Below are 20542 nucleotides of genomic sequence, written 5' to 3'. Positions count from 1 at the left end.
CTATCGACCGCGATCACAATGCAGGGCAAGTATTAAAAAAGCCATAGAGCGACGAACCGAAAAACGCAGACCGCCCTCGTTGAGACCCGCTGCCAGCACAAAGCGGCCGAGGCGGCGGCAATTAATTGTATGTTTACGCCACGCCGTTCGATGGAGGGGGCTATCACGCCTGCAGCTGCAGCACGTCCTTGCCAAAAAGCCGCACAAAAACAGCCTCCACCATATCGGGGCTGACAGGTTTCAGCAGCATGTCCTCCATCCCGGATGCGAGGCATTTGTCGAGGTCGCCTTCGAATGCGTGGGTAATGACGCCGACAACAGGAATGCGCTTTTCACCCGAAAGATCGCGCATGCGGCGGGCGACCTCGAAGCCGTCGATATCGGCAAGTGTCGTGTCAAGCAGGACGACCGATGGAGCCTGTTCCACGAAGAGACGCAGCGCTTCCTCGCCCGACGTGGCGAGCCGCCAGGAAAGCCCGAGACCCTCAAGTATCTGCGAAAAAACGATCTGGTTGACCCGGTTGTCCTCGACGAGAAGAACGTCGCACACGCCGCCGTTGCTGAGGATTTTGGGCAGGTCCTGCGTCATGATCTCCCAGTCCTCCTCTACCGATTTCTGCTTCGGCACCGAATGGAGCCCTACAGCCACATGATGCAACAACGACGCGTCAATCTCGTCCTCCTCGATGCTGACGACGGGCAGATGGTGTGCCGCGGCAATATCGAGGCATGCGATGCTCATCTGGGCGTCGATGACAACAACATCGATGGCAACCCCGGCGGAGGCGGCGACATCGATAAAGGCGCGCTGCTCTTCCTCGCTCGTCACCGCTGCATGGTCCATGCCACCTGCCGTGAGCTGGCGGCCTGCGGCCTCTGCAAAGCGGCTGTTTTCGGAGACGACCAGCACCGCCTTGCTTTTCAGCAAGCCGTTACGGCCTTCCTTCTCCTCATCCTTTCCATAGGTTGAGGACACAAATGCCACATGCTCCAGAGAAGGGATGACGGGCATGCCGTTCGCATCAAGCGTGGCGAGCGCAGTCACATCCTCCATCGTCGTCACCAGGAAATAACGGCCTGGCCGTCCTACGCGCTGTTTGCGCGTGATCGTCAGTATCTCTTCGCCGTTCAGGCGTCTCACCCTTTCCGGAATGACGCTTGGCGTGCCGCTCTCCAGTACCGTCCGGTCGGCCGCATCGATCCGCCCCGCAACCTTGCGTGAATGGAGATCGAAGACCGTGCGTCCGAGCAGGCTCTCGGGGCTGGTTTCGACCAGGGTGCAGGCGGATTTATTCACGGCGGCATAGGCCAGGTTCCGGTCCTTGACGAAGACGGGAAACGGCAGATTGTCGAGAATATCCTCGAGGAGCTGTACGCGCTCGAGATCGATACGCCATTGTTCTTCGCGCTTCTTCTGTTCAGAAATATCCGCGAGGACACTAATGCCGAGACCGGATGGCAGGCGGTTCATGACAAAGCGCAGGAACCTCTCCCCCTTCAGCCGTTCGGTTTTTTCAGACCGTTCCTTCCAGTGCAGAGCCAGCCGTTCGCCGATCCACTCTTCCCGACCGAGCTGGCGGGCATTGGCGACAGGATTTTCCGTCTCGATATGGTAACAATCGTACAGGGCGCCCAGATAATCGCGCAGGCGCGCGCCGGGGCCGATGACGGCCTCTTCCAGCGGGAAAAAACTGAGGAGCTTCCGGCTTGCGAAAATAATGTGATCGTTACGGTCGTAAACGACGATCGCCGCGCCAAGCGCGTCGCAAAGGGCATCAAGCATCACCGTATGAACGCCCGCGCCGGAGGACGCCAAATCACTCAACTGCAAACTCCCGCCTGTTTTAATGGGTCAGGCTTTTGTTTCTATTGGAATCGTCCAGGGCAGATGCCGGGATGAAACGAAAATTCCGGAAAACAGACATCAGGGTTTGCCGCTTGAAGCAGTCTTGAGGAGAAGATGACGCTCACCCATAGTCGACGTCACACACCACCCGGCAGAGGCGGCCCCGTTTCTGCGGTCATTTCAAGCTGCCCCACCATAAACAAGGGCGATTAAGGGCGGATTAACGCTTAAACTGCATTGGCGGAAATGGTCCGATGCCATGCAACCCGCAAAACATGTGCAAATTTCCGCAGTCTCAGTTTTTTGCTTTCGAAGCCGGCGCGAATCCGCGAAAATGGCGATCATGGCCATCAAGCAGCTCTCAGAAACCCTTATCAACCAGATCGCCGCCGGCGAGGTCATCGAAAGACCCTCCAGCGCCACGAAGGAACTGGTGGAAAATGCCATCGACGCCGGGGCGACGCGCATCGAGATCGCCACGGCGGGCGGCGGCAAGGGGCTGGTGCGGATTACCGACAATGGCTGTGGCATGTCTCCGGCCGATCTCGAGCTTGCGGTCAGGCGGCACTGCACCTCGAAGATTTCCGATACACTTGACGATATACGCACGCTCGGCTTCCGCGGCGAGGCACTGCCCTCCATCGGCTCCGTGGCCAAGCTGACGATCACCAGCCGCCAGCAGGGCGCGGAGCAGGGTTCGGTGATTTCCGTCACCGGCGGCAAGGTTTCCGATGTGAGGCCCGCCGCCTCGAATGCCGGCACCATCGTCGAGGTGCGCGACCTGTTCTTCGCCACACCGGCACGGCTGAAATTCCTGAAGACGGAACGCGCCGAAGCGGCCGCAATCACCGAAGTCGTCAAACGCATGGCGATCGCCTTTCCGCATATCCGCTTCGTGCTGTCAGGCACGGATCGGTCGACGCTCGAAATTCCGTCGACGGGTGACGATCATCTGGCCCGCATGGCACAGATTCTCGGTGCGGACTTCAAGGACAACGCCATCGAAATCGATGCCGGGCGTGAGGATGTGACGCTGACGGGCTTTGCCGGCGTGCCCACGTTCAACCGTGGCAATTCGGCGCATCAATATGTCTTCGTCAACGGCCGTCCGGTGCAGGACAAACTGCTTTTATCCGCCATTCGCGGTGCTTATGCCGAAACCGTGCCGCATGGGCGATATCCTGTCGCGGTGCTTTCCATCACGCTCGATCCCGCCTTTGTGGATGTAAACGTACACCCGGCGAAATCCGACGTTCGTTTTCGCGACCCCGGGCTCATTCGCGGGCTGATCGTCGGCGCGATCCGCCAGGCGCTGACGCGTGACGGCGACAGGGCGGCAACGACGGGCGCCAGCCAGATGATGAACGCCTTCCGCCCCGGCTATAGCCCTTCTGGCCTCAGGCCATCGCCTTTCACGACCGCTCCCGCGCCATGGTCCGCCGCGACCTCGCCGTCACGGCCGCTCGCCGTTTCAGGCGCAACGCAGTTTTCGGAGGCGGTACAATCACATTTCTCGGACATCACCACCCCAACGGCGCGGGCCGAGTCTCGGGAAACTTATGAAGCCGGCGCGAGCTCCTCGCCCGCGCCCACGCTCTACCCGCTCGGGGCCGCGCGGGCGCAGCTGCACGAGAACTACATCATCGCGCAGACAGAAAACGGCCTTGTCATCGTCGACCAGCATGCGGCGCATGAGCGGCTGGTTTTCGAGCAGATGCGGAATGCACTGCATTCCAAACGGCCGGCTTCGCAGGTGCTGCTCATCCCCGAAATCATCGATCTGCCGGAAGAAGATTGCGACCGGCTGATGGATCACGCCACCGGTTTCGATGCGCTGGGGCTCGTCATCGAGCGTTTCGGGCCGGGTGCCGTCGCCGTTCGCGAAACCCCGGCCATGCTGGGTGAGGTCAACGTGCAGGGATTGGTGCGCCAGCTTGCCGACGAGATCGCCGAATGGGACGCCGCCTCGACGCTTGCCAACAAGCTGGAATATGTCGCCGCCACGATGGCCTGCCACGGCTCGGTGCGTTCCGGCCGCCGCATGCGGCCGGAGGAGATGAATGCGCTTCTGCGGCAGATGGAAAATACACCGGGTTCGGGCCAGTGTAATCACGGCCGTCCGACCTATATCGAACTGAAGCTTTCCGATATAGAACGGCTCTTCGGCCGCAGCTGACGCCTTCTTACATGCAAGGGCGTCGGGGCTGGCCTTGCGCCACGCCGGCCTATATAAATTCAGGATACTGGAGCATCCGGATTGTTCAGGAAAACGCTACGCCGTTTCGGACTGGGTGCCCCGACAGGACAGAGCAGGAGACGAAAACGGATGAACAGATTTGAAGGAGGCGGCAATCGCCTCGCCGTCATCGAATATCTCGACTGTGACTTCCGCATCGTCCAGACCGGCTCGCATGTCATCTGCGCCATGACAGGCAAGAGCATTCCGCTCGATGAGCTGCGCTACTGGAGCGTGGCGCGGCAGGAGGCCTATGTGGATGCCGCGGCTTCTCTGGAAGCCGAAAAGAAGGCTGGTACTTTGCCGGCATAAGGAGGGAAGAGACGCGTTGAGTGTCGCGTGTTTGCCTCCCTCGTCCCTATGCTCGTCACGTCAGTGAGGAGAAACCGGCGCACGACGGTTTGTCTTTTTCGGTACCTTAAAGCGACGTCCGCGAATTATCCCGAAGCAAACGGGCGCGGCAGTTCGCCACGGCCGTATCGATAATGGTTCCAGCCGCATTGGGATCGTCGAACACCATGTCGACCTCGATCACCAGGCTGTTCCAGAGCAATTCCTCTGCCCGGCCTTGGTGCCCGTTAAGCCGCACGGCATCCTTGGCCGTGGTGACAAGTTGCAGATCCGCCTTGCCTGCGTCCTGCAGAAGATCGGCAATCTCGTCATCGCTGAAGTGGTGATGATCCGGGAAAGAGCGCTGCATCACGATATCGCCGCCGAGCGCTTCGACGGTTCGATAAAATTTGGCCGGGTCGGCTATGCCCGCATAGGCCAGCACACGCCTTCCCCTGAAATCCTGCGGCTCCTGCGGCGTGATCGCCGCAACGAAAACGGGTTTGGCAGCCTTTGCGGCTCGCCGCACAAGGGCATCGGCCGCGTGACCATTACCGACCTTCAGGAGCCCGGTCATATGCCGCATCTGTTCGGCGAGCGGGGCTCTTACCGGACCGCCCGGCACCAGATGGCCGTTGCCGATGCCGCGCATCGTATCGATGACGACAAGCGCATAATCCAGCGTCAGACGCGCACTCTGAAACCCGTCATCCATGATGATGAGATCGACGCCCTCTTTGATCAGGCGATGCGCACCCTCAACGCGGCGGCGCGAAATCACCGTCACCGCTTCGCGCGCCAGAAGCAACGGCTCGTCGCCGACATCGGCAGAGCGATGATGTGCGGGATCGACAAGGGTGGTGACGTCCAGTGTGCCGCCATAACCGCGGCTGAGAAATCCGGGTTTCAAGCCTTTCGCAACGGCGGCCCTTGCAATTGCCATTGCCGTCGGCGTCTTACCGGCGCCACCCACGGTAAAGTTGCCGATGCAGATGACCGGAACGGTAACACTTGCCCTTTTTGCCGTCCGCATGCGCCGGCCGGCGACCTTGCCGTAAAGAAGCGAGAAAGGAGACAGGAGCCACGCCTGCCAGCCCGCTTTCTGCCACCAGAAGGGCGGCGCTTCAGAAACCATCTATTCCCGCTCCCGGCCGGGTCGCCCACGGCATTGCGTTCGCCATTTCACGTCTGGGAGGTTGTTTGCCAGAAAAAACCGTAAATTGCAAAATCCGAATAGACGGCTTTACGCACCGGTGCTGATACGGACTGGCCGCGATTTAACATAGAACTTCAATCTGCGCGCCGCGATATCCATTTTCTCCGTCATACCGGCTCAAGGCCGGCATGACGGGACGTAGAGAGTGCCGCGACAATGCAAACCGTGCGACACCGCTTCAAACAGCCCGTTCCGGCAGCAGCGCTTCGAGCCCGGTGATGTCATCGAAACAATAATGGGCATCCGCACCCAGGCTTTCGCGAGAGCCGGTGCCGGTGAGAACGGCGACCCTGAGACCCGCGCCGGCGTTTTTCGCCATATGCAGATCGTGGTTATTATCGCCGACGACGGCCACGCGGTCGGGAGAGATACCGATCGCCTGACAGAAGCCGAGGACCATGCCGGGCTGCGGCTTGGTGCCGTAACCGCTGTCATATCCCGCAACGAAATCGATATCGTTTTCGAAACCGAAGCGGATGGCCGTCTGGCGGATGGAGTTTTCGTTGTCGCTGGAGGCGATACCGAGCTTGTAGCCGCGAGCCTTCAGCCTCGCGAAAAAACCCTTGAGATCGGTCACCGGCACGGATTTATCCGCGGCCTCGGTAAAAAGCCGGTCGAGACGTTGCGTGAGCTCGACAACATCGCAGGGCGAGCCGGCGGCGACGAGACCGGCGGCGATCTCCGCCGTGTTGCCGGCGGCCAGAAGACTGTCGGGCACCACATGACCGGTAACGGGATCCATGCCGCAGGCGGAGAGAAGCCTGTCGGCGAGGACGGGATCTCCCTTGGCCGCAATCGACGCGAGTTCGCGGTTCACCGGTCCCCAGCTTGCGTCATAGCCCAGCAGCGTGCCGTCCTTGTCGAAAAGCACTGCGGCGATTGACTGCGCGGCGTTGAGTTCTATATCCGCTACCATGATCCGATGGCGCTCCGCGGCTGCAGCTTGGCGGAAACGGTGAGCGGGTTGATATAGGGCTCCAGCGCCTTCACCGTGGAGGACAGCGCGCCGCGCATATCCTGAATGACCCGATTGCCCGCATCGATCATCTTGTAGCGCTCATTATCGTTGACCAGCAGATAATGCACCGCCTTTGCCAGCATCTCCACATCACGGATGATGCGGCCACCACCTGCGCGGATCAGCTTCTGATAGGCCTCGCGGAAGTTCTGCACATGCGCGCCCGACAAAACCGCACAGCCAAGCATGGCAGGCTCCAGCGGGTTCTGCCCGCCTTCGGCCGTCAGCGAGCGGCCAACAAAGGCAAGCTCGGTCAGCCGCAGGTAAAGCCCCATTTCCCCAATGGAGTCCCCGAGGAAAATATCGGTTTCAGGCGTTATCACATCATTGCGGCTGCGGCGAGCAACGGAGAGATTCATGCCCTTCAGCATGGCCTCCACCTCATCTCCACGCTCGGGATGGCGCGGCACGATGATGGTCAGTTGCCCGTTGCGCGACTTGATCGCCGCATGCACGGTGGCTGCGGCCTTCTCCTCACCGTCGAAGGTTGAGATCGCCGCCCATGTCTTGCGATTGCCGATCTGCTTGCGGTAGCTCTCCAGCAGCGCCTCGTCACAGGGCGGCGGGTCGGTGTCACCCTTGAGGTTACCCGATATCACCACCGGCCAGGAACCGAGATCGCGGAAACGTTCGGCATCGAGATCGGATTGGGCAACCACCAGCGCCAGCTTGGAAAACAGCGATTCAGCAATGTCGTGGCGAGCTTTCCAGCGATCGAAGGAACGGTCGGAAAGGCGTGCATTGACCCGGATCTGCGGAATGTGCCGACGCTCCAGTTCCATCATCGTCACCGGCCAGATTTCGGACTCGGCCGTGATGGCGGCATCGGGTGCCCAGTAGGTCAGGAAACGGTTGACCGCGATCTTGATGTCGAGCGGCACATATTGGTGGATCACGTCATCGCCGAGCCGGGTGCGGGTCAGTTCGGCCGAGGTGACCGTACCCGTGGTCAGAAGCACGAAGATGTCGCGTTTGCGGATTTCGCGGATGAGTGGAATGAGCGCCAGCGTCTCGCCGACACTTGCGGCGTGGAACCAGACGAGCGGCCCGCGGGGGCGCTCGGCACTCGCATAACCGAAACGTTCGAGCCGGCGGCGTTTGTCTTCCTTGCCCTTGGCGGCCCGATAGGAAAGATAGGGCTTGGCAAACGGGTAAGCGGCGATACCGGCAATGCGGTAACCGGAAAGAGCGAAACGTGCGATACGGCTGCTCATGACAGTCTGCCCTTGATCATTCCGCGCAATGCCCTGCCCCTGTTCTGGTTGTTATCGCCGCCTACTTCTTCTCAAATTGCGTCATTTTTTGTCATCGGAAACGAAAGCGCGATCACATTTTCTCGCAACGGCATTCCCGGGCTGCGCCGCTCGCGCAGGAATCACGGGAAAGCGCGCTTTCATCCGATAGTATTACAACGCAAGGGCAAAGGGACTCAAATTTTGTCGTCAGGATTGAGAAGACGGTGCATATGCACGATAAAATAACGCATATGGGCGTTATCGACAGTCATCTGTGCCTTCGACTTCCAAGCCGTGAGCGCGGAGGCGTAATCTGGGTAGATGCCGACGATGTCGAGCGCGCTCAAATCCCGGAACTGAACATCCTGAAGGTTTTCCAGTTCGCCGCCGAAGACGAGGTGCAGCAGCTGTTTCGGTTTGCCAGTTTCCGTCATGTCTTATCTCTTTCTTGAACTCTGAGAGAGGCCTTCATCTGCGGGATTTCCCGCCAAACGTCAACTGCCAGACGGATGTGAAAACGCTTTCAAAAGTGCAGGCATCGCATAATTTGCTGCGGCGCACAATGCGGGGTGGTTCACCCGGCGGCGATTATACATCAGAGGTTTGCCATCCAGACCGGCAAGCCGGCCGCCGGAGCGTTCGAGAATGAGATCGGCCGCGGCCAGGTCCCACTCGTGTGAGTTGGGCATGACCAGCGTACCGTCGATACGACCATCCGCCACCATCGCCAGCCGGTAGGCCAGCGACGGCACATGCGGGACACGCTCGACATTGTTGCGCATCGTTTCCGGCAGATGCGTGATCGCCTCTGCCGCGGCGGCGAGATGGAAGGTGCCGGTATTGCCGCCGCTTGCGGAGATGGGGCTTCCGTTTTTTAACGCCACGCCGCCCTCTATCGCGGTAAATTCCTCCGACAGCGCCGGTGCGACGAGTACGCCCACCACCGGTCGCCCTTCATGCACCACGGCAACGCTGATGCACCAGGTATCCCTGCCGCCAATGAAGGCGCGGGTGCCGTCGATGGGATCGACCACAAAGACGGTGGAACGGGAAAGCCTGTCCGTATCGTCATCCGTCTCTTCGGAAAGCCAGCCATAATCCGGCCGGGCGGAGCGCAGAATGGTTTCGAGGATTTCATTGGCGGCGTAATCGGCCGCGCTGACCGGCGAAAGCCCGCCATTCTTCCACCAGACCTCGGGATCCTTGCGGAAGAAACCGAGGGCTGTCTCGCCCGCCTTGCGGGCGGCTTCGAGGACCAGCCTCAGATCGGAGGCCCAGCGGGCCTCATCCATGTCGTTCATCTTGCCGTCTTTTCCGCGCGCCTCAGATGGCGCGCCCGTTTTTCTGTTCGCACTTGCATATGAAGCGCCAGCGAAAACCCCGCAGGTCGCCTCACTTGCCTGCGATCGTCATGCCTTCGATGGCGAGCGTCGGGGCCGCGATGCCGTATTTGCGATCAATATCATTGGCCGGCGTGATCCGCATGAACATGTCCTTCAGGTTCGAGGCAATCGTGACCTCGGAAACCGGAAACGTCTTTTCGCCGTTCTCGATCCAGAAACCGCTCGCGCCGCAACTGTATTCACCAGTGATCATGTTGGCACCGTGGCCGATCAGCTCGGTGACGTAAAAGCCCGACCCGACCTGCCCCAACAGGTCCTCCGGCGAAAGATCGCCCGGCTCCAGAGCAAGGTTGGTGGAGGCCGGCGAGACCGAAGTGCCGCCACGCACGCCGCGGCCGTTGGTTTCCAGGCCGAGTTCCCGTGCCGCGGAGGTGGAGAGGAACCAGTGCTTCAAAACGCCGTCCTCAATCATCGTCATCTTTTCGCCGCGAACACCTTCGCCATCGAAAGGACGGGAGGAAGGGCCACGCACGATCTGAGGATCGTCGGTGAGGTACAGGCCTTTTTTCAGCACCTGCTGGCCCATCTTGTCGCGCAGGAAGCTGGTCTTGCGGGCAACGGAAGCGCCGTTGATCGCGCCTGCAATCGCACCGACGAAGCCGCGGGCGATGCGTGGATCAAACACCACCGTGATATTGCTGCCGGTATCGACCTGGCGCGGACCGACGCGGCGCACGACTTTTTCACCGGCGCGACGGCCTATCTCTTCGGCGGCATCGAGATCTGCATAATAAAGGCGGCTGTCGAAATCGTAGTCGCGCTCCATCTTCGTGCCTTCGCCGGCGATGACACTGACGGAACGGCTGAAACGGCTGCCCATATAGCTGCCGGCAAAGCCATGCGAGGTGACGAGAACGAGACCGCCCATCCCGCTCGATGCACCGGCGCCGGAGGAATTGCTGACGCCCTTGACCGCCAGCGCCGCCTCTTCCGAAGCAAGGGCCGCCTCGCGCAATTGATCCGCCGACACGTCCGTTGCATCGAAAAGCTCGAGATCATCATAGGAACTTGCCAGCCGTTCCTTGTCCGCAAGGCAGGCAAAGGGGTCTTCGGGCGAAACCTTCGCCATGGCCACTGCCCTTTCCGCCAAGGTCTTCAGATCGAAGCCGGGATTGGCCGAAACGCTTGCCACCCGGCGGCCAACGAAGACACGCAGGGAAAAATCGTCGCTTTCGGAGGATTCGGTGCTTTCCACCTTGCCGAGCCGCACGCCGACCGATTGTGAGCGCGAACGCACGACAACAGCATCCGCCTCATCCGCGCCGGCGGCCCGGGCAAGATCGACAAGCTGGCTGGCGCTCTCGAGAAGTTTGGAAGAATCTATTTCTGAGGACATGAGTTGGCCTTTCATTCCTGTTCCATTTATTGTGCCAGCAACCCCGCATCAAGGGCGAAACGTCGCTTTCTCCGTCCAGAGGGCGCCATCGCCACCCTATTCGAAAGTTCGCCCGCATGACCGAGCACGACGCTCTCTTTTCCGAACCCTTGCTGCTTCTGGCCGGCGCGGTCATTGCGGCCTCCGTTTTCCGCAAACTCGGACTTGGCACCGTGCTCGGTTATCTGGTGGCCGGCATCGTCATCGGGCCGTTTCTGCATCTGGTCACCGATGCGAAGGACATCTTCAACGTCTCGGAACTCGGCGTCGTTTTCCTGCTCTTCATCATCGGGCTGGAACTCAAGCCGTCGCGCATCTGGCAGATGCGGCGCGATATTTTAGGGCTGGGGCTTGCGCAAGTACTGGTGACGGGCAGTGTGCTTGCGGCGATTGTATGGTGGGCGGGGCTGATCGACTGGCGCGGCAGCCTCGTCGCAGGCTTCGGCCTTGCGCTTTCCTCCACCGCCTTTGCACTGCAGATCCTTGCCGATGACGGCGACATGAATACAAGGCACGGCAACCGGTCCTTCTCGATCCTGCTGTTTCAGGATCTCGCCATCGTGCCGCTTCTTGCCCTTGTCACCATTCTTTCCAACCGGCCCGATGTGCCGACGGACTCCATGGTGTCCGATCTCATCGCCTCCGTCGTCGCGGTGGCCGGAATGATCCTTGCCGGGCGGTATCTTCTCACCCCCATGTTCCAGATCATCGCCCGCACCGGCGCGCGGGAGGTGATGATCGCCGCCGCCCTCTTCGTCGTCATCGGCGCCGCCGCGATCATGGAGGCGGTCGGCCTGTCGATGGGCATGGGCGCGTTGCTGGCGGGGTTGATGCTGTCGGAATCCTCCTATCGGCACGAGCTGGAGGCCGATATAGAGCCGTTTCGCGGGTTGTTCCTGGCATTGTTCTTCATGGCCGTCGGCATGTCGCTGCACGTCCATATCGTTTATGAGAACATCCTGCTTATCCTGATCGCCGTGCCTGTCATGATGGCGGTGAAGGCGGCGCTGATCTATGGTCTCTGCCGCATCGCCGGCTCGTCGCGTTATGCATCGAGCCGCATCGCGCTGCTTCTGGCGCAGGGCGGCGAATTCGGCTTCGTGCTCTTCACCACGGCTGCCGGCTCGGGGCTGTTTCCGCAGGCAACGGCCTCGATCCTCGTTGCCGTCGTTACGCTCTCCATGGCGCTGACTCCGCTTCTTGCGGTGATTTCACGCCGGCTGACGGCGGAGGATGCGGAAGAAGACAAGCTGGATGAGGATTTCGACGGAGCCGGCGCGGATGTGCTGATGATCGGCTTTTCCCGTTTCGGTCAGATCGCCTCGCAGATCCTTCTCGCCGGCGGGCGCGACGTGACCGTGATCGACAGTTCCGCCGATCGCGTGCGTCAGGCCGCTCGTTTCGGTTTCCGTATCTTTTTCGGCGATGGCACCCGCAAGGACGTGCTGATCGCCGCCGGCATCGAACGGGCCGATCTGGTGGCGGTCTGCACCCACAAGAAGGAAGTCACCGACCGTATCATCGACATGATCCAGTCGGAATTTCCAAGCGTTCGCATCTATGCCCGCTCCTATGACCGCATTCATTCGATCGACCTTAGAAAGAAGGGCGTGGAATATGAGCTCCGCGAAACGCTGGAATCCGGCCTGCTGTTTGGCAGGCGCATTCTCGAGGGGCTTGATATGGATGGCGACAGGGCTCTGGCGATTGCCGACGACATTCGCGAACGCGATGAAGAGCGACTCCAGTTGCAAGCCGTGGAAGGCCTCGCCGCCGGCCGGCAGATGCTGCACAACAAGCCGGTACGCGAGGTGAAGCCGGAGCCGCTGATGAAGCCGAAGAACAAGGCGGAAAAGCGGGAGGAAGAAGAGGATATGGAGGACAGCGAGACGGAGGTGTCGTTGTGAAATGCGTTCTTCGTAGTGGCTGGGATAGCGCCACTTGTTTCTTCTCCCCGCCAGAGAGAAGTCCGCGGCAGCGGGATGAAGGGGCAAGTTCTCCGAAATCCGGCAACGTTCCCCCTCATCCGACCCTTCGGGCCACCTTCTCCCCGGCGGGGAGAAGAAACCAGTGGTACCCGCTCGTTCCTAGCGAATACTCAGGGATTGCTGCTTAAGCCTCCACGCCCTGCCCGCGATGAAACAGCTCTACCTGCAGTTCGATCTGGCGTTTCAGATCATCCTTGATGCTGGACGACGCGTTCAGCACCTCTTCCGACTTCAGGAAGTCCAGCACGCCGAAACGGTGAACCGGAGGGCGCAGGAAAATGTGTGGCGGGCGCAGTCTGAGCTTCAGGGCAATCGCCGCCTGCATCATCAGCTGGCTGGCGCCGAACAGGCTTTCCAATCGGCTGGGCATGGTGGTTCCATCCCCTTCCGGACCACCGACAACATCGACGCCAATGACGATATCGGCGTGATCCAGCAAATGTTCATAGGGGACCGGATTGAAGATACCGCCATCGATCATGATGCGGCCATCGATACGAACAGGCATGAACAGCGCCGGAATGGCGGCTGAAGCCGCCAGCGCCTGGATGATCTCGCCGCTCTCGACCACCACTTCGGTCTGGGCGTAATAATCCGTGGTTATCACTTTCAGCGGAATGGCGAGTTCGGAAAAATCCTTCGGCAACGCCTGTGGCATCAAGGCGTGGAGAATGAGTTCGAGATTGAACTGGCCGAGACGAAAACCGTCCACTGCATGGCGCATCGATGCCGGGCCGAGGCTCCAGAGCCGGTTGGCGACCGAACCTTTGCGTCCCATGAGTTCCAGCGTGTATTCGCGGATTTCGCGGCCAGACATGCCGGCCGCCATGCCCGCGCCGATGATGGAGCCGATGGACGAACCGGAAATTGCCACGGGCCGGATGCCGAGTTCGTCGAAAGCCTCGATAACGTTGATATGGCAGATGCCGCGTGCGCCGCCGCCGCCGAGCGCCAGTCCGAATGTCGGCTCATGATTGCCCGCACCATCGCCTTCGAGAACTTCTTCTCCGGCGCGGACGATCGTGACGCTTTCGTTCCCAGCCTGATCCATGCGGAAACACCCAAAACTGGTTACCACGGTGAAGGGGTCTGCCTATCCGGCAAACACGACAAGACCGTGGCGTGACGGGGCACTCCCCGTCAGGGCTCGTAGCGGTAGAAATGCATCTTCGTGTCGCCGAAGATACGGCTTTCAAGCAGCTTGAACGCCGGATCGACATTGACCGTCACATCGCCGCGCTCTTCCAGAATGGCAAGCGCGCCGGCGTTGAGCCAACCGCCACTATGGGCAGCCGCGAAAGCCTTTTCGCCATGGCCATAGCCATAAGGAGGATCGGCGAAAAGAAGATCGAACGGCTCGATATTGTTGACGCCACCGAGCTTGGTGGCATCACGCCGCAAGATGCGGGCGCGGCCATGCAGACCCAGCGCATCGATATTTTCCCAAAGCAGCCCCCTGCCCTCGACGCCGTTTTCGACGAAGAGCGCCACACGACAGCCGCGCGAAAGCGCCTCCAGCCCGACCGCACCGGTCCCGGCGAAAACGTCCAGAACGCGCGTGCCATCCAGACTTTCCGGATAGGCATGGCTCAGAATGTTGAAGAGGCTTTCCCGCGTCCTGTCGATGGTCGGACGAATGGAATTTGTTTTCGGCGCGGCCAAGCTCCGGCCGCGGAACTCACCGCCTACGATCCGCATTACGTGTCATTCCCCTGCCTCCAGAAGGTTTGCCACCCGGGCCCTTGCCGCCCGGCTTATTACCGCCGGGGCCCTTGCCGCCAGCGCCTTTTCCGGAAAACCCCGAACGTTCGCCACGCTCGCCCGATTTTCCGAGGGACGGCTTGCCAAAGCCGGGTTTGCCGCCCGGCTTGCCGCCGCGGGGCTTGTCACCCGCTGGCCGCTCGCCGCGGGCGCGATCACCGTCGTCACGGGGTCTGTCGCGGAACGGACGGTCACCAGCGGGTCTTTCCCCCCGGGCGGTGCGATCGCCGAAACTCTTTTCGCCACGTGGGCGGTCGCTGCGCGGACGGTCACCGTCTTCGCGCGGGCGGTCACGGAAGGGCCGGTCGCCAAAGGGTTTGTCGCCCCGGGCCGGACGGTCACCAAACGGCTTGGCACCACGCGGACGGTCGCCATCTTCACGGGGGCGGTCGCGGAACGGCCGATCGCCGAACGACTTGCCGCCGCGTCCGCCACGATCGCCAAAATTCTTCTCGCCACGTGCGGAGCGATCGCCACGGCCCTGCCCGCGGTCATCGTCGCGGGTGGGTTCGGAACGAATCCACTCACCGTCTTCATCGGCATGGCGCACGAGGCTGCGGCGGGCTTCGTCCTGCGCAGAAGGCTTCTTGAACAGGCTTTCCGCCTCAGCACGGGCCGAAGACTTGCGTTCCTTGCCGTCACGGGTCGGCTTCGCACCAGGCGCCATCCAGACATTGGCCGTGCGGCTTGTGCCGGCAGGCTGGCGGGGGCGGCGGTCGTCACCCTCGTCCTCGGTGCGGCCCTTGGCGCCGAACTTGCCGGCAGGCTTGGAGCCGAACTTGTTGGCGGGCTTATCGCCCCGCTTGGTGTCGAGGCGGCCAAGCGCCTTTTCACGGCGGTCCTCGGACTTGCCGCCTTTTTCGAAGCGTGGCTTGCCTTCCGGCGCATCGCTCTTTGCCCATTCGGCCTTCGCGGGCCGCTTCGGCGCGTTGTCTTCCTCGTCCTCAACGGGGGCATTGTAGATCGGCGCATCGAAATTGGCGCCCGCCTGTTCGATGAGGCGCGGGCCGAGCTGGTCGCGCAGCATCCGGCCACGCACTTCCAGCACCTTGCCTTCGGGCAGATCACCCAGCTGGAACGGGCCGTAGGAAACGCGGATCAGACGGTTGACCTCGAGGCCGAGCGCGCCGAGCACGTTCTTGATCTCGCGGTTCTTGCCTTCGCGCAGGCCCATGCTGATCCAGACGTTGTGGCCCTGGGTACGGTCAAGCGTGGCGTCGATCGCGCCGTAGAGCACGCCATCGACGGCGATGCCTTCCTTCAGCTTGTCGAGCGCCGCCTGATCCACCTCACCATGGGCGCGCACGCGGTAACGGCGCAGCCAGCCGGTGGTCGGCAATTCCAGAACGCGGGAAAGACCGCCATCATTGGTAAGCAGCAGCAAGCCTTCGGTATTGATGTCGAGGCGGCCGATGGAGAGGACGCGCGGCAGTTCGCTCGGCAGATTGTCGAAAACGGTCGGGCGGCCTTCCGGGTCAGAATTGGTGGTCACCAGACCGGCGGGCTTGTGATAAAGCCACAGCCGCGTGCGCTCGGCGCCGCGAATCGGCATGCCATCCACTTCGATCTTGTCCGACAGCGTGGCGTTGACGACAGGCGTATCCAGCTTGACGCCGTTCAGCGACACGCGGCCCTCCATGATCATGCGCTCGACATCGCGGCGCGAAGCCACGCCGGCGCGCGCCATGATCTTGGAAATGCGCTCGGGCTTCGAGGCGCCAACGGTTTCCGGCACCGGGGCGGCCTTTGCCTCGGCAGGTTTCTTTTCGCGCTCGGCTGCGGGTTTGCCGGGGCCTTTCGGCTTCCTGTCTCGGCTAAATGTCTTGCCGCCGTCACGCTTCGGCTTGTCTTTAAAAGTCATTTGCTGTTTGCCTGTTGTTTGGGCTGTCCTATCAGGTCCAAGCACAAGGGTTAAGAGGAAATTGAAACGCAATGGCCGAAAGGACGCATTTCATGGAGCTGGCGCTTTGGGAAGCCCGTGCCGCCGGCGAGCGGCAGGAGGTTCCAATCGGCGCCGTACTGGTACTGGACGGTCGCGTCATTGCCCGTTCCGGCAACCGCACCCGTGAATTGAACGATGTGACGGCGCATGCTGAAATCGCCGTGATCCGTATGGCCTGCGAGGCGCTGGGACAGGAACGCCTGCCCGGTGCCGATCTCTATGTGACACTGGAGCCTTGCACCATGTGCGCGGCGGCAATTTCATTTGCCCGTATCCGTCGGCTCTATTATGGCGCGCAAGACCCGAAGGGCGGTGCAGTGGAGAGTGGCGTGCGGTTCTTCAGCCAGCCGACATGCCATCATGCGCCGGATGTTTATTCGGGACTGGCGGAGAGTGAAAGTGCTGACATCCTGCGGCAATTTTTCCGCGGGAAACGTCTCGACGACTGAGCGACTCGCGGGAGGCGTAAGCCTTCCCGCCAGCCATCAACCATTCGCCATTACTGGAAGGGGTTCCACCAGCTCTTGCCGGTGCCGGCCATTGCCGCTTCTTTCTTGCGGCGCTTTTCCTTTTTCTGCTCCGGCTCGCCGAGATCGGTCAGCTGATCCTGCGGAACGCTGCGATATTCGGCCGGCGGATCGGTGAGGAACTTGCGCTGGGCGTTGACCACAGAGCCGCCCTGGGCTTCGGCCTTGGCCTTGCGGAAGGCTTCCCACTTCTGGCTTTCGGTCATCTGACCGGCGGTGCCGTTGCCGGCGAGCAGCGGCGAACGATAATGCGGGTTGTTCTTGTTGGCATCCGCCTCATCGCGCAGGCGTTCGCGGGTTTCTTCCGGCGATTCGACCCATTGCGGGTTGTTTTCGCGGCTCGCCATGTTCTGCTGCGGCTGAGCCAGCTGCTCGGCACGGGCCTGGGCGGGAACGACGAGGCCCGGGCGAGGACCATATTTCAGGTTGCGCTTGGTCTGGTCGCCGGTGATCGAGGTTGCGTTGCCGAGATCGTCGACAAGCTGTTCGGCTGCCGTCTTGCCCGTACCGTAGGTCGGGCTCGTGCACGCGCCGAGCAGCACGCCTATCGTCGTGACGCCAACCACTGTGCGAAACATGCCCAAACCCTGCGCATTACCCTGCATCGTCTTCATTGAAACCCTTCCAGCCGTCCGTCCCACTTCGCCAGACATCGTCTTTCGGCAGGCGGCAGCCCGCATTGCCCTGTAAATCCGGCCATTTTCAGGCAGGTGTACCGGATGAAGAGGCAAAGCGCAATTCATCCGGCCATTTTCATTATGCCAGGGCCGCAAGCTCGCGCAGGGCGGCCGCATCGCGCGCCGAGACATCGGGATAATCCGGATCGGACCCGACATCGGTGGTGATGCGCCACGAACGCGCGCATTTTTCACCTTCCGCGAGCTTCTGCTCGACCACGACCTTCGGAACTTCCGGCAGGCGGAAACCGTCGGCAGGGCCTTCGTCACCCACAACCGTGATGGCCGAGGTGATGCAGATTTCGGCGAAGTCCTGATCCTTCAGCGCGGCCAGAAGATCGGCGTCGGCGATGTGGACGACCGGAGCCGCTTCCAGCGAAGAACCGATGCGCTTTTCACGGCGCTCGACTTCAAGCGCGCCCGTCACGACGGTGCGGACCTTGCGGATTTTCTCCCACTTCGCTTCCAGCGCATCATTCTTCCAGTTTTCCGGGATTTCCGGGAACTGGGCGAGATGCACAGACTCCGCATCCGGGTAGCGCGACAGCCACGCTTCTTCCGTGGTGAAGGGCAGCATCGGGGCAAGCCACGTCACCAGGCAATCGAACAGCTTGGCGATGACCGACAGGGCCGCGCGGCGCTTCAGCGACGACGGCGCGTCGCAATACAGCGTGTCCTTGCGGACGTCGAAATAGAAGGCCGAAAGCTCGACATTGGCAAAGTCGATAAGCGCACGGGTGATCTTCTTGAACTCGAAGCCGTCATAACCTTCGCGAACAACGCCATCCAGTTCGGACAGGCGGTGCAGCACCAGCTTTTCCAGCTCCGGCAGATCGTCATAGGCGATCTCCTCGCCCTGGTAATGGGCGAGCGTACCGAGCATCCAGCGGATGGTGTTGCGCAGCTTGCGATAGGCATCGACATTGGTCTGGATGATGGCCTTGCCGAGGCGCTGGTCTTCCCAGTAATCCGTGGTCATCACCCACAGGCGCAGGATATCGGCACCCGACTGGCTCATGACTTCCTGCGGAGCAACCACGTTGCCCAGCGACTTCGACTGCTTGCGGCCCTGCTCGTCCATGGTGAAACCGTGGGTGACAACGGCATTGTAAGGCGCACGGCCACGCGTCGCGCAGCTTTCGAGCAGCGACGAATGGAACCAGCCGCGATGCTGGTCGGAGCCTTCGAGATAGACATCCGCCGGCCACTTCAAGTCCGGGCGATCTTCCAGCGTGAAGGTGTGAGTGCAGCCGCTGTCGAACCAGACGTCGAGGATGTCCATGACTTGCTGCCACTTGGCATGGTCGTGGTCATTGCCAAGGAAGCGTTCCTTGGCGCCTTCGGCGAACCAGGCGTCCGCGCCTTCGGCCTCGAAAGCCTCGAGGATGCGGGCGTTGACGGCTTCGTCGATCAGAACTTCACCTTTCTCGTCGGCGAAGACGGCGATCGGCACGCCCCAGCTGCGCTGGCGCGACAGAACCCAGTCCGGGCGGCCTTCGATCATGGCGCGCAGGCGGTTCTGGCCGGAAGCCGGCACGAAGCGGGTCTGGTCGATGGCGGAAAGCGAACGGGAGCGCAGCGTCGTGCCGTCGCCCAGTTCCTTGTCCATATAGACGAACCATTGCGGCGTGTTGCGGAAGATGACAGGCTTCTTGGAGCGCCAGCTATGCGGATAGCTGTGCTTCAGACGGCCGCGGGCAAACAGGTTGTTTTCCGCGATCAGCGCCTTGATGACGCGGTCATTGGCGTCACCCTTCTTGCCGTTATCGTCCATGACACGGGCGGCACCGCCTTCGGCCGACGGGCCGAAACCGGGGGCGTCTTCGGTGTAGAAACCGTCATCGCCGACCGTGAACGGGATCTTGGAGGAGATACCGCGCGCTTCCAGATCGCGCGCCTGCGCCATCCACGCGTCAAAGTCCTCGCGGCCATGGCCGGGGGCTGTGTGCACGAAGCCGGTACCGGCATCGTCGGTGACGTGATCGCCATCGAGAACCGGAACAGGGAAGGTGTAACCCAGCGATGCCAGCGGGTGGGCGCAGGTAACAGCGGCGAGCTCCTCCGCCTTCACATCGCGCAGGCGTGTGAATTCGGCCTTCGCCTTGGCAAAGCATTCGGCTGCCAGCTTGTCTGCGAAGACGAGCTTTTCGCCCGGCTGCGGTCCGAAATCATTGGCCGCCGCCGTGACCTCATAAAGGCCATAGGCGATGCGTGACGAAAACGAGATGGCGCGGTTGCCGGGGATCGTCCACGGCGTGGTCGTCCAGATGACGATGGAAGCGCCGTCAAGCTCGGCAGAGCCTTCAACGACCGGGAACTTCACCCAGATCGTGTCACTCTCGACGTCATGATATTCGACTTCCGCTTCCGCCAGCGCCGTGCGTTCGACAACCGACCACATGATCGGCTTGGAACCGCGGTAGAGCTGGCCGCTCTTGGCGATCTTCAAAAGTTCGCCGGCGATACGGGCTTCCGCGTGGAAGTTCATCGTCGTGTAGGGGTTTTCGAAGTCACCCTCGATGCCGAGGCGCTTGAACTCCTCCGACTGGACCTTGATCCAGCCGGCTGCGAACTCACGGCACTCCTTGCGGAATTCGTTGACCGGAACCTCGTCCTTGTTCTTGCCCTTGGCGCGGTAGGCTTCCTCGATCTTCCATTCGATCGGCAGGCCATGGCAATCCCAGCCGGGCACGTAATTGGCGTCGTAACCGCGCATCTGGAACGAGCGGGTGATGACGTCCTTCAGGATCTTGTTCAGCGCATGGCCGATATGGATGTTGCCGTTGGCATAGGGCGGGCCGTCATGCAGCACGAATTTCTCGCGGCCGGCGGCCGAGGCGCGCAGCTTCTTGTAGAGACCCATTTCCTGCCAGCGCTTCACCGTTTCCGGTTCTTTCTGCGGCAGGCCGGCGCGCATCGGAAAATCCGTCTGCGGAAGATAGAGGGTGGTGGAGTAGTCCAGTTTTTCTGCGGTGTCGCTCATGATCA

At 61.3% G+C, this 20542-nt stretch carries 16 protein-coding genes; 4 read left to right on the top strand and 12 right to left on the bottom strand.

Annotated features, from left to right (window positions below; translation table 11 throughout):
• Positions 1–163: 163 nt before the first annotated feature.
• On the bottom strand, positions 164–1783 hold the full coding sequence (locus HQN82_RS01655; protein ID WP_173614983.1) for a response regulator: 1620 nt from the start codon (positions 1781–1783) through the stop codon (positions 164–166).
• 406 nt (positions 1784–2189) lie between these two features.
• Here HQN82_RS01655 and mutL point away from each other — a divergent pair, with 406 nt between their 5' ends.
• On the top strand, positions 2190–4022 hold the full coding sequence (mutL, locus tag HQN82_RS01650; protein WP_173614473.1) for a DNA mismatch repair endonuclease MutL: 1833 nt from the start codon (positions 2190–2192) through the stop codon (positions 4020–4022).
• Between the two features lie 150 nt (positions 4023–4172).
• Positions 4173–4394 (top strand): DUF2093 domain-containing protein, encoded by a 222-nt coding sequence (locus tag HQN82_RS01645; RefSeq protein ID WP_112766533.1) that lies wholly within the window; start codon positions 4173–4175, stop codon positions 4392–4394.
• A 106-nt stretch (positions 4395–4500) separates the two neighbouring features.
• Here the strand turns inward: HQN82_RS01645 and lpxK are convergent, their stop codons facing one another.
• The 6 genes from lpxK to HQN82_RS01615 form a co-directional block, all read right to left on the bottom strand.
• Positions 4501–5547: a tetraacyldisaccharide 4'-kinase gene (lpxK, locus tag HQN82_RS01640; protein ID WP_037090822.1), complete on the bottom strand. Its 1047-nt coding sequence runs from the start codon at positions 5545–5547 to the stop codon at positions 4501–4503.
• Positions 5548–5806: 259 nt separating this feature from the next.
• Positions 5807–6544 carry an HAD family hydrolase gene (locus tag HQN82_RS01635; protein ID WP_004440228.1) on the bottom strand — a complete coding sequence of 246 codons (738 nt, stop codon included), beginning with the start codon at positions 6542–6544 and terminating at the stop codon, positions 5807–5809.
• Positions 6538–7860 carry a lipid IV(A) 3-deoxy-D-manno-octulosonic acid transferase gene (gene waaA, locus HQN82_RS01630; protein ID WP_112766534.1) on the bottom strand — a complete coding sequence of 441 codons (1323 nt, stop codon included), beginning with the start codon at positions 7858–7860 and terminating at the stop codon, positions 6538–6540. Before waaA ends, HQN82_RS01635 begins: the two co-directional genes overlap by 7 nt.
• A 215-nt stretch (positions 7861–8075) precedes the next feature.
• Positions 8076–8315: a DUF4170 domain-containing protein gene (locus tag HQN82_RS01625; RefSeq protein WP_004440223.1), complete on the bottom strand. Its 240-nt coding sequence runs from the start codon at positions 8313–8315 to the stop codon at positions 8076–8078.
• Between the two features lie 60 nt (positions 8316–8375).
• Complete coding sequence (locus HQN82_RS01620) at positions 8376–9182, bottom strand: 3'(2'),5'-bisphosphate nucleotidase CysQ (RefSeq protein ID WP_112766535.1); 807 nt, start codon at positions 9180–9182, stop codon at positions 8376–8378.
• 91 nt (positions 9183–9273) lie between these two features.
• Positions 9274–10620, bottom strand: a complete 1347-nt coding sequence (locus tag HQN82_RS01615) for a TldD/PmbA family protein (protein ID WP_173614472.1) — start codon at positions 10618–10620, stop codon at positions 9274–9276.
• 116 nt (positions 10621–10736) lie between these two features.
• Between HQN82_RS01615 and HQN82_RS01610 the strand changes: the two genes are divergently transcribed.
• On the top strand, positions 10737–12566 hold the full coding sequence (locus tag HQN82_RS01610) for a monovalent cation:proton antiporter-2 (CPA2) family protein (protein ID WP_112766536.1): 1830 nt from the start codon (positions 10737–10739) through the stop codon (positions 12564–12566).
• 205 nt (positions 12567–12771) lie between these two features.
• On the opposite strand, the gene HQN82_RS01605 is transcribed toward HQN82_RS01610, so the two are convergent.
• From HQN82_RS01605 to HQN82_RS01595, 3 genes are all read right to left on the bottom strand, one after another.
• Positions 12772–13698, bottom strand: coding sequence for a patatin-like phospholipase family protein (locus tag HQN82_RS01605; RefSeq protein WP_045532795.1), 927 nt, complete (start codon positions 13696–13698; stop codon positions 12772–12774).
• An 89-nt stretch (positions 13699–13787) separates the two neighbouring features.
• Positions 13788–14345 carry a 16S rRNA (guanine(966)-N(2))-methyltransferase RsmD gene (gene rsmD / locus HQN82_RS01600; protein ID WP_004440217.1) on the bottom strand — a complete coding sequence of 186 codons (558 nt, stop codon included), beginning with the start codon at positions 14343–14345 and terminating at the stop codon, positions 13788–13790.
• Complete coding sequence (locus HQN82_RS01595) at positions 14326–16269, bottom strand: pseudouridine synthase (protein ID WP_112766538.1); 1944 nt, start codon at positions 16267–16269, stop codon at positions 14326–14328. The genes rsmD and HQN82_RS01595 overlap by 20 nt, the downstream gene beginning before the upstream one ends.
• A gap of 71 nt (positions 16270–16340) precedes the next feature.
• Here HQN82_RS01595 and HQN82_RS01590 point away from each other — a divergent pair, with 71 nt between their 5' ends.
• Complete coding sequence (locus HQN82_RS01590; RefSeq protein WP_004440213.1) at positions 16341–16799, top strand: nucleoside deaminase; 459 nt, start codon at positions 16341–16343, stop codon at positions 16797–16799.
• A gap of 50 nt (positions 16800–16849) precedes the next feature.
• Here the strand turns inward: HQN82_RS01590 and HQN82_RS01585 are convergent, their stop codons facing one another.
• Together HQN82_RS01585 and ileS are read right to left on the bottom strand one after the other, a co-directional pair.
• Positions 16850–17491, bottom strand: a complete 642-nt coding sequence (locus HQN82_RS01585; protein ID WP_004440212.1) for a hypothetical protein — start codon at positions 17489–17491, stop codon at positions 16850–16852.
• Positions 17492–17633: 142 nt separating this feature from the next.
• On the bottom strand, positions 17634–20537 hold the full coding sequence (gene ileS, locus HQN82_RS01580) for an isoleucine--tRNA ligase (RefSeq protein WP_173614471.1): 2904 nt from the start codon (positions 20535–20537) through the stop codon (positions 17634–17636).
• Between the last annotated feature and the right edge of the window lie 5 nt (positions 20538–20542).

Origin of the sequence: Agrobacterium pusense (genome assembly GCF_013285525.1) — a bacterium.
Taxonomy (GTDB): Bacteria; Pseudomonadota; Alphaproteobacteria; order Rhizobiales; family Rhizobiaceae; genus Agrobacterium; species Agrobacterium pusense.
Note: the sequence above shows the minus strand (reverse complement) of the source record. Positions and strands in the feature narration are given on the sequence as shown.

Coding starts and splice junctions, on each gene's coding strand:
- HQN82_RS01655 (WP_173614983.1), bottom strand. CDS start 1,783: ATGCTTGATGCCCTTTGCGACGCGCTTGGCGCGGCGATCGTCGTTTAC.
- mutL (WP_173614473.1), top strand. CDS start 2,190: ATGGCCATCAAGCAGCTCTCAGAAACCCTTATCAACCAGATCGCCGCC.
- HQN82_RS01645 (WP_112766533.1), top strand. CDS start 4,173: ATGAACAGATTTGAAGGAGGCGGCAATCGCCTCGCCGTCATCGAATAT.
- lpxK (WP_037090822.1), bottom strand. CDS start 5,547: ATGGTTTCTGAAGCGCCGCCCTTCTGGTGGCAGAAAGCGGGCTGGCAG.
- HQN82_RS01635 (WP_004440228.1), bottom strand. CDS start 6,544: ATGGTAGCGGATATAGAACTCAACGCCGCGCAGTCAATCGCCGCAGTG.
- waaA (WP_112766534.1), bottom strand. CDS start 7,860: ATGAGCAGCCGTATCGCACGTTTCGCTCTTTCCGGTTACCGCATTGCC.
- HQN82_RS01625 (WP_004440223.1), bottom strand. CDS start 8,315: ATGACGGAAACTGGCAAACCGAAACAGCTGCTGCACCTCGTCTTCGGC.
- HQN82_RS01620 (WP_112766535.1), bottom strand. CDS start 9,182: ATGAACGACATGGATGAGGCCCGCTGGGCCTCCGATCTGAGGCTGGTC.
- HQN82_RS01615 (WP_173614472.1), bottom strand. CDS start 10,620: ATGTCCTCAGAAATAGATTCTTCCAAACTTCTCGAGAGCGCCAGCCAG.
- HQN82_RS01610 (WP_112766536.1), top strand. CDS start 10,737: ATGACCGAGCACGACGCTCTCTTTTCCGAACCCTTGCTGCTTCTGGCC.
- HQN82_RS01605 (WP_045532795.1), bottom strand. CDS start 13,698: ATGGATCAGGCTGGGAACGAAAGCGTCACGATCGTCCGCGCCGGAGAA.
- rsmD (WP_004440217.1), bottom strand. CDS start 14,345: ATGCGGATCGTAGGCGGTGAGTTCCGCGGCCGGAGCTTGGCCGCGCCG.
- HQN82_RS01595 (WP_112766538.1), bottom strand. CDS start 16,269: ATGACTTTTAAAGACAAGCCGAAGCGTGACGGCGGCAAGACATTTAGC.
- HQN82_RS01590 (WP_004440213.1), top strand. CDS start 16,341: ATGGCCGAAAGGACGCATTTCATGGAGCTGGCGCTTTGGGAAGCCCGT.
- HQN82_RS01585 (WP_004440212.1), bottom strand. CDS start 17,491: ATGAAGACGATGCAGGGTAATGCGCAGGGTTTGGGCATGTTTCGCACA.
- ileS (WP_173614471.1), bottom strand. CDS start 20,537: ATGAGCGACACCGCAGAAAAACTGGACTACTCCACCACCCTCTATCTT.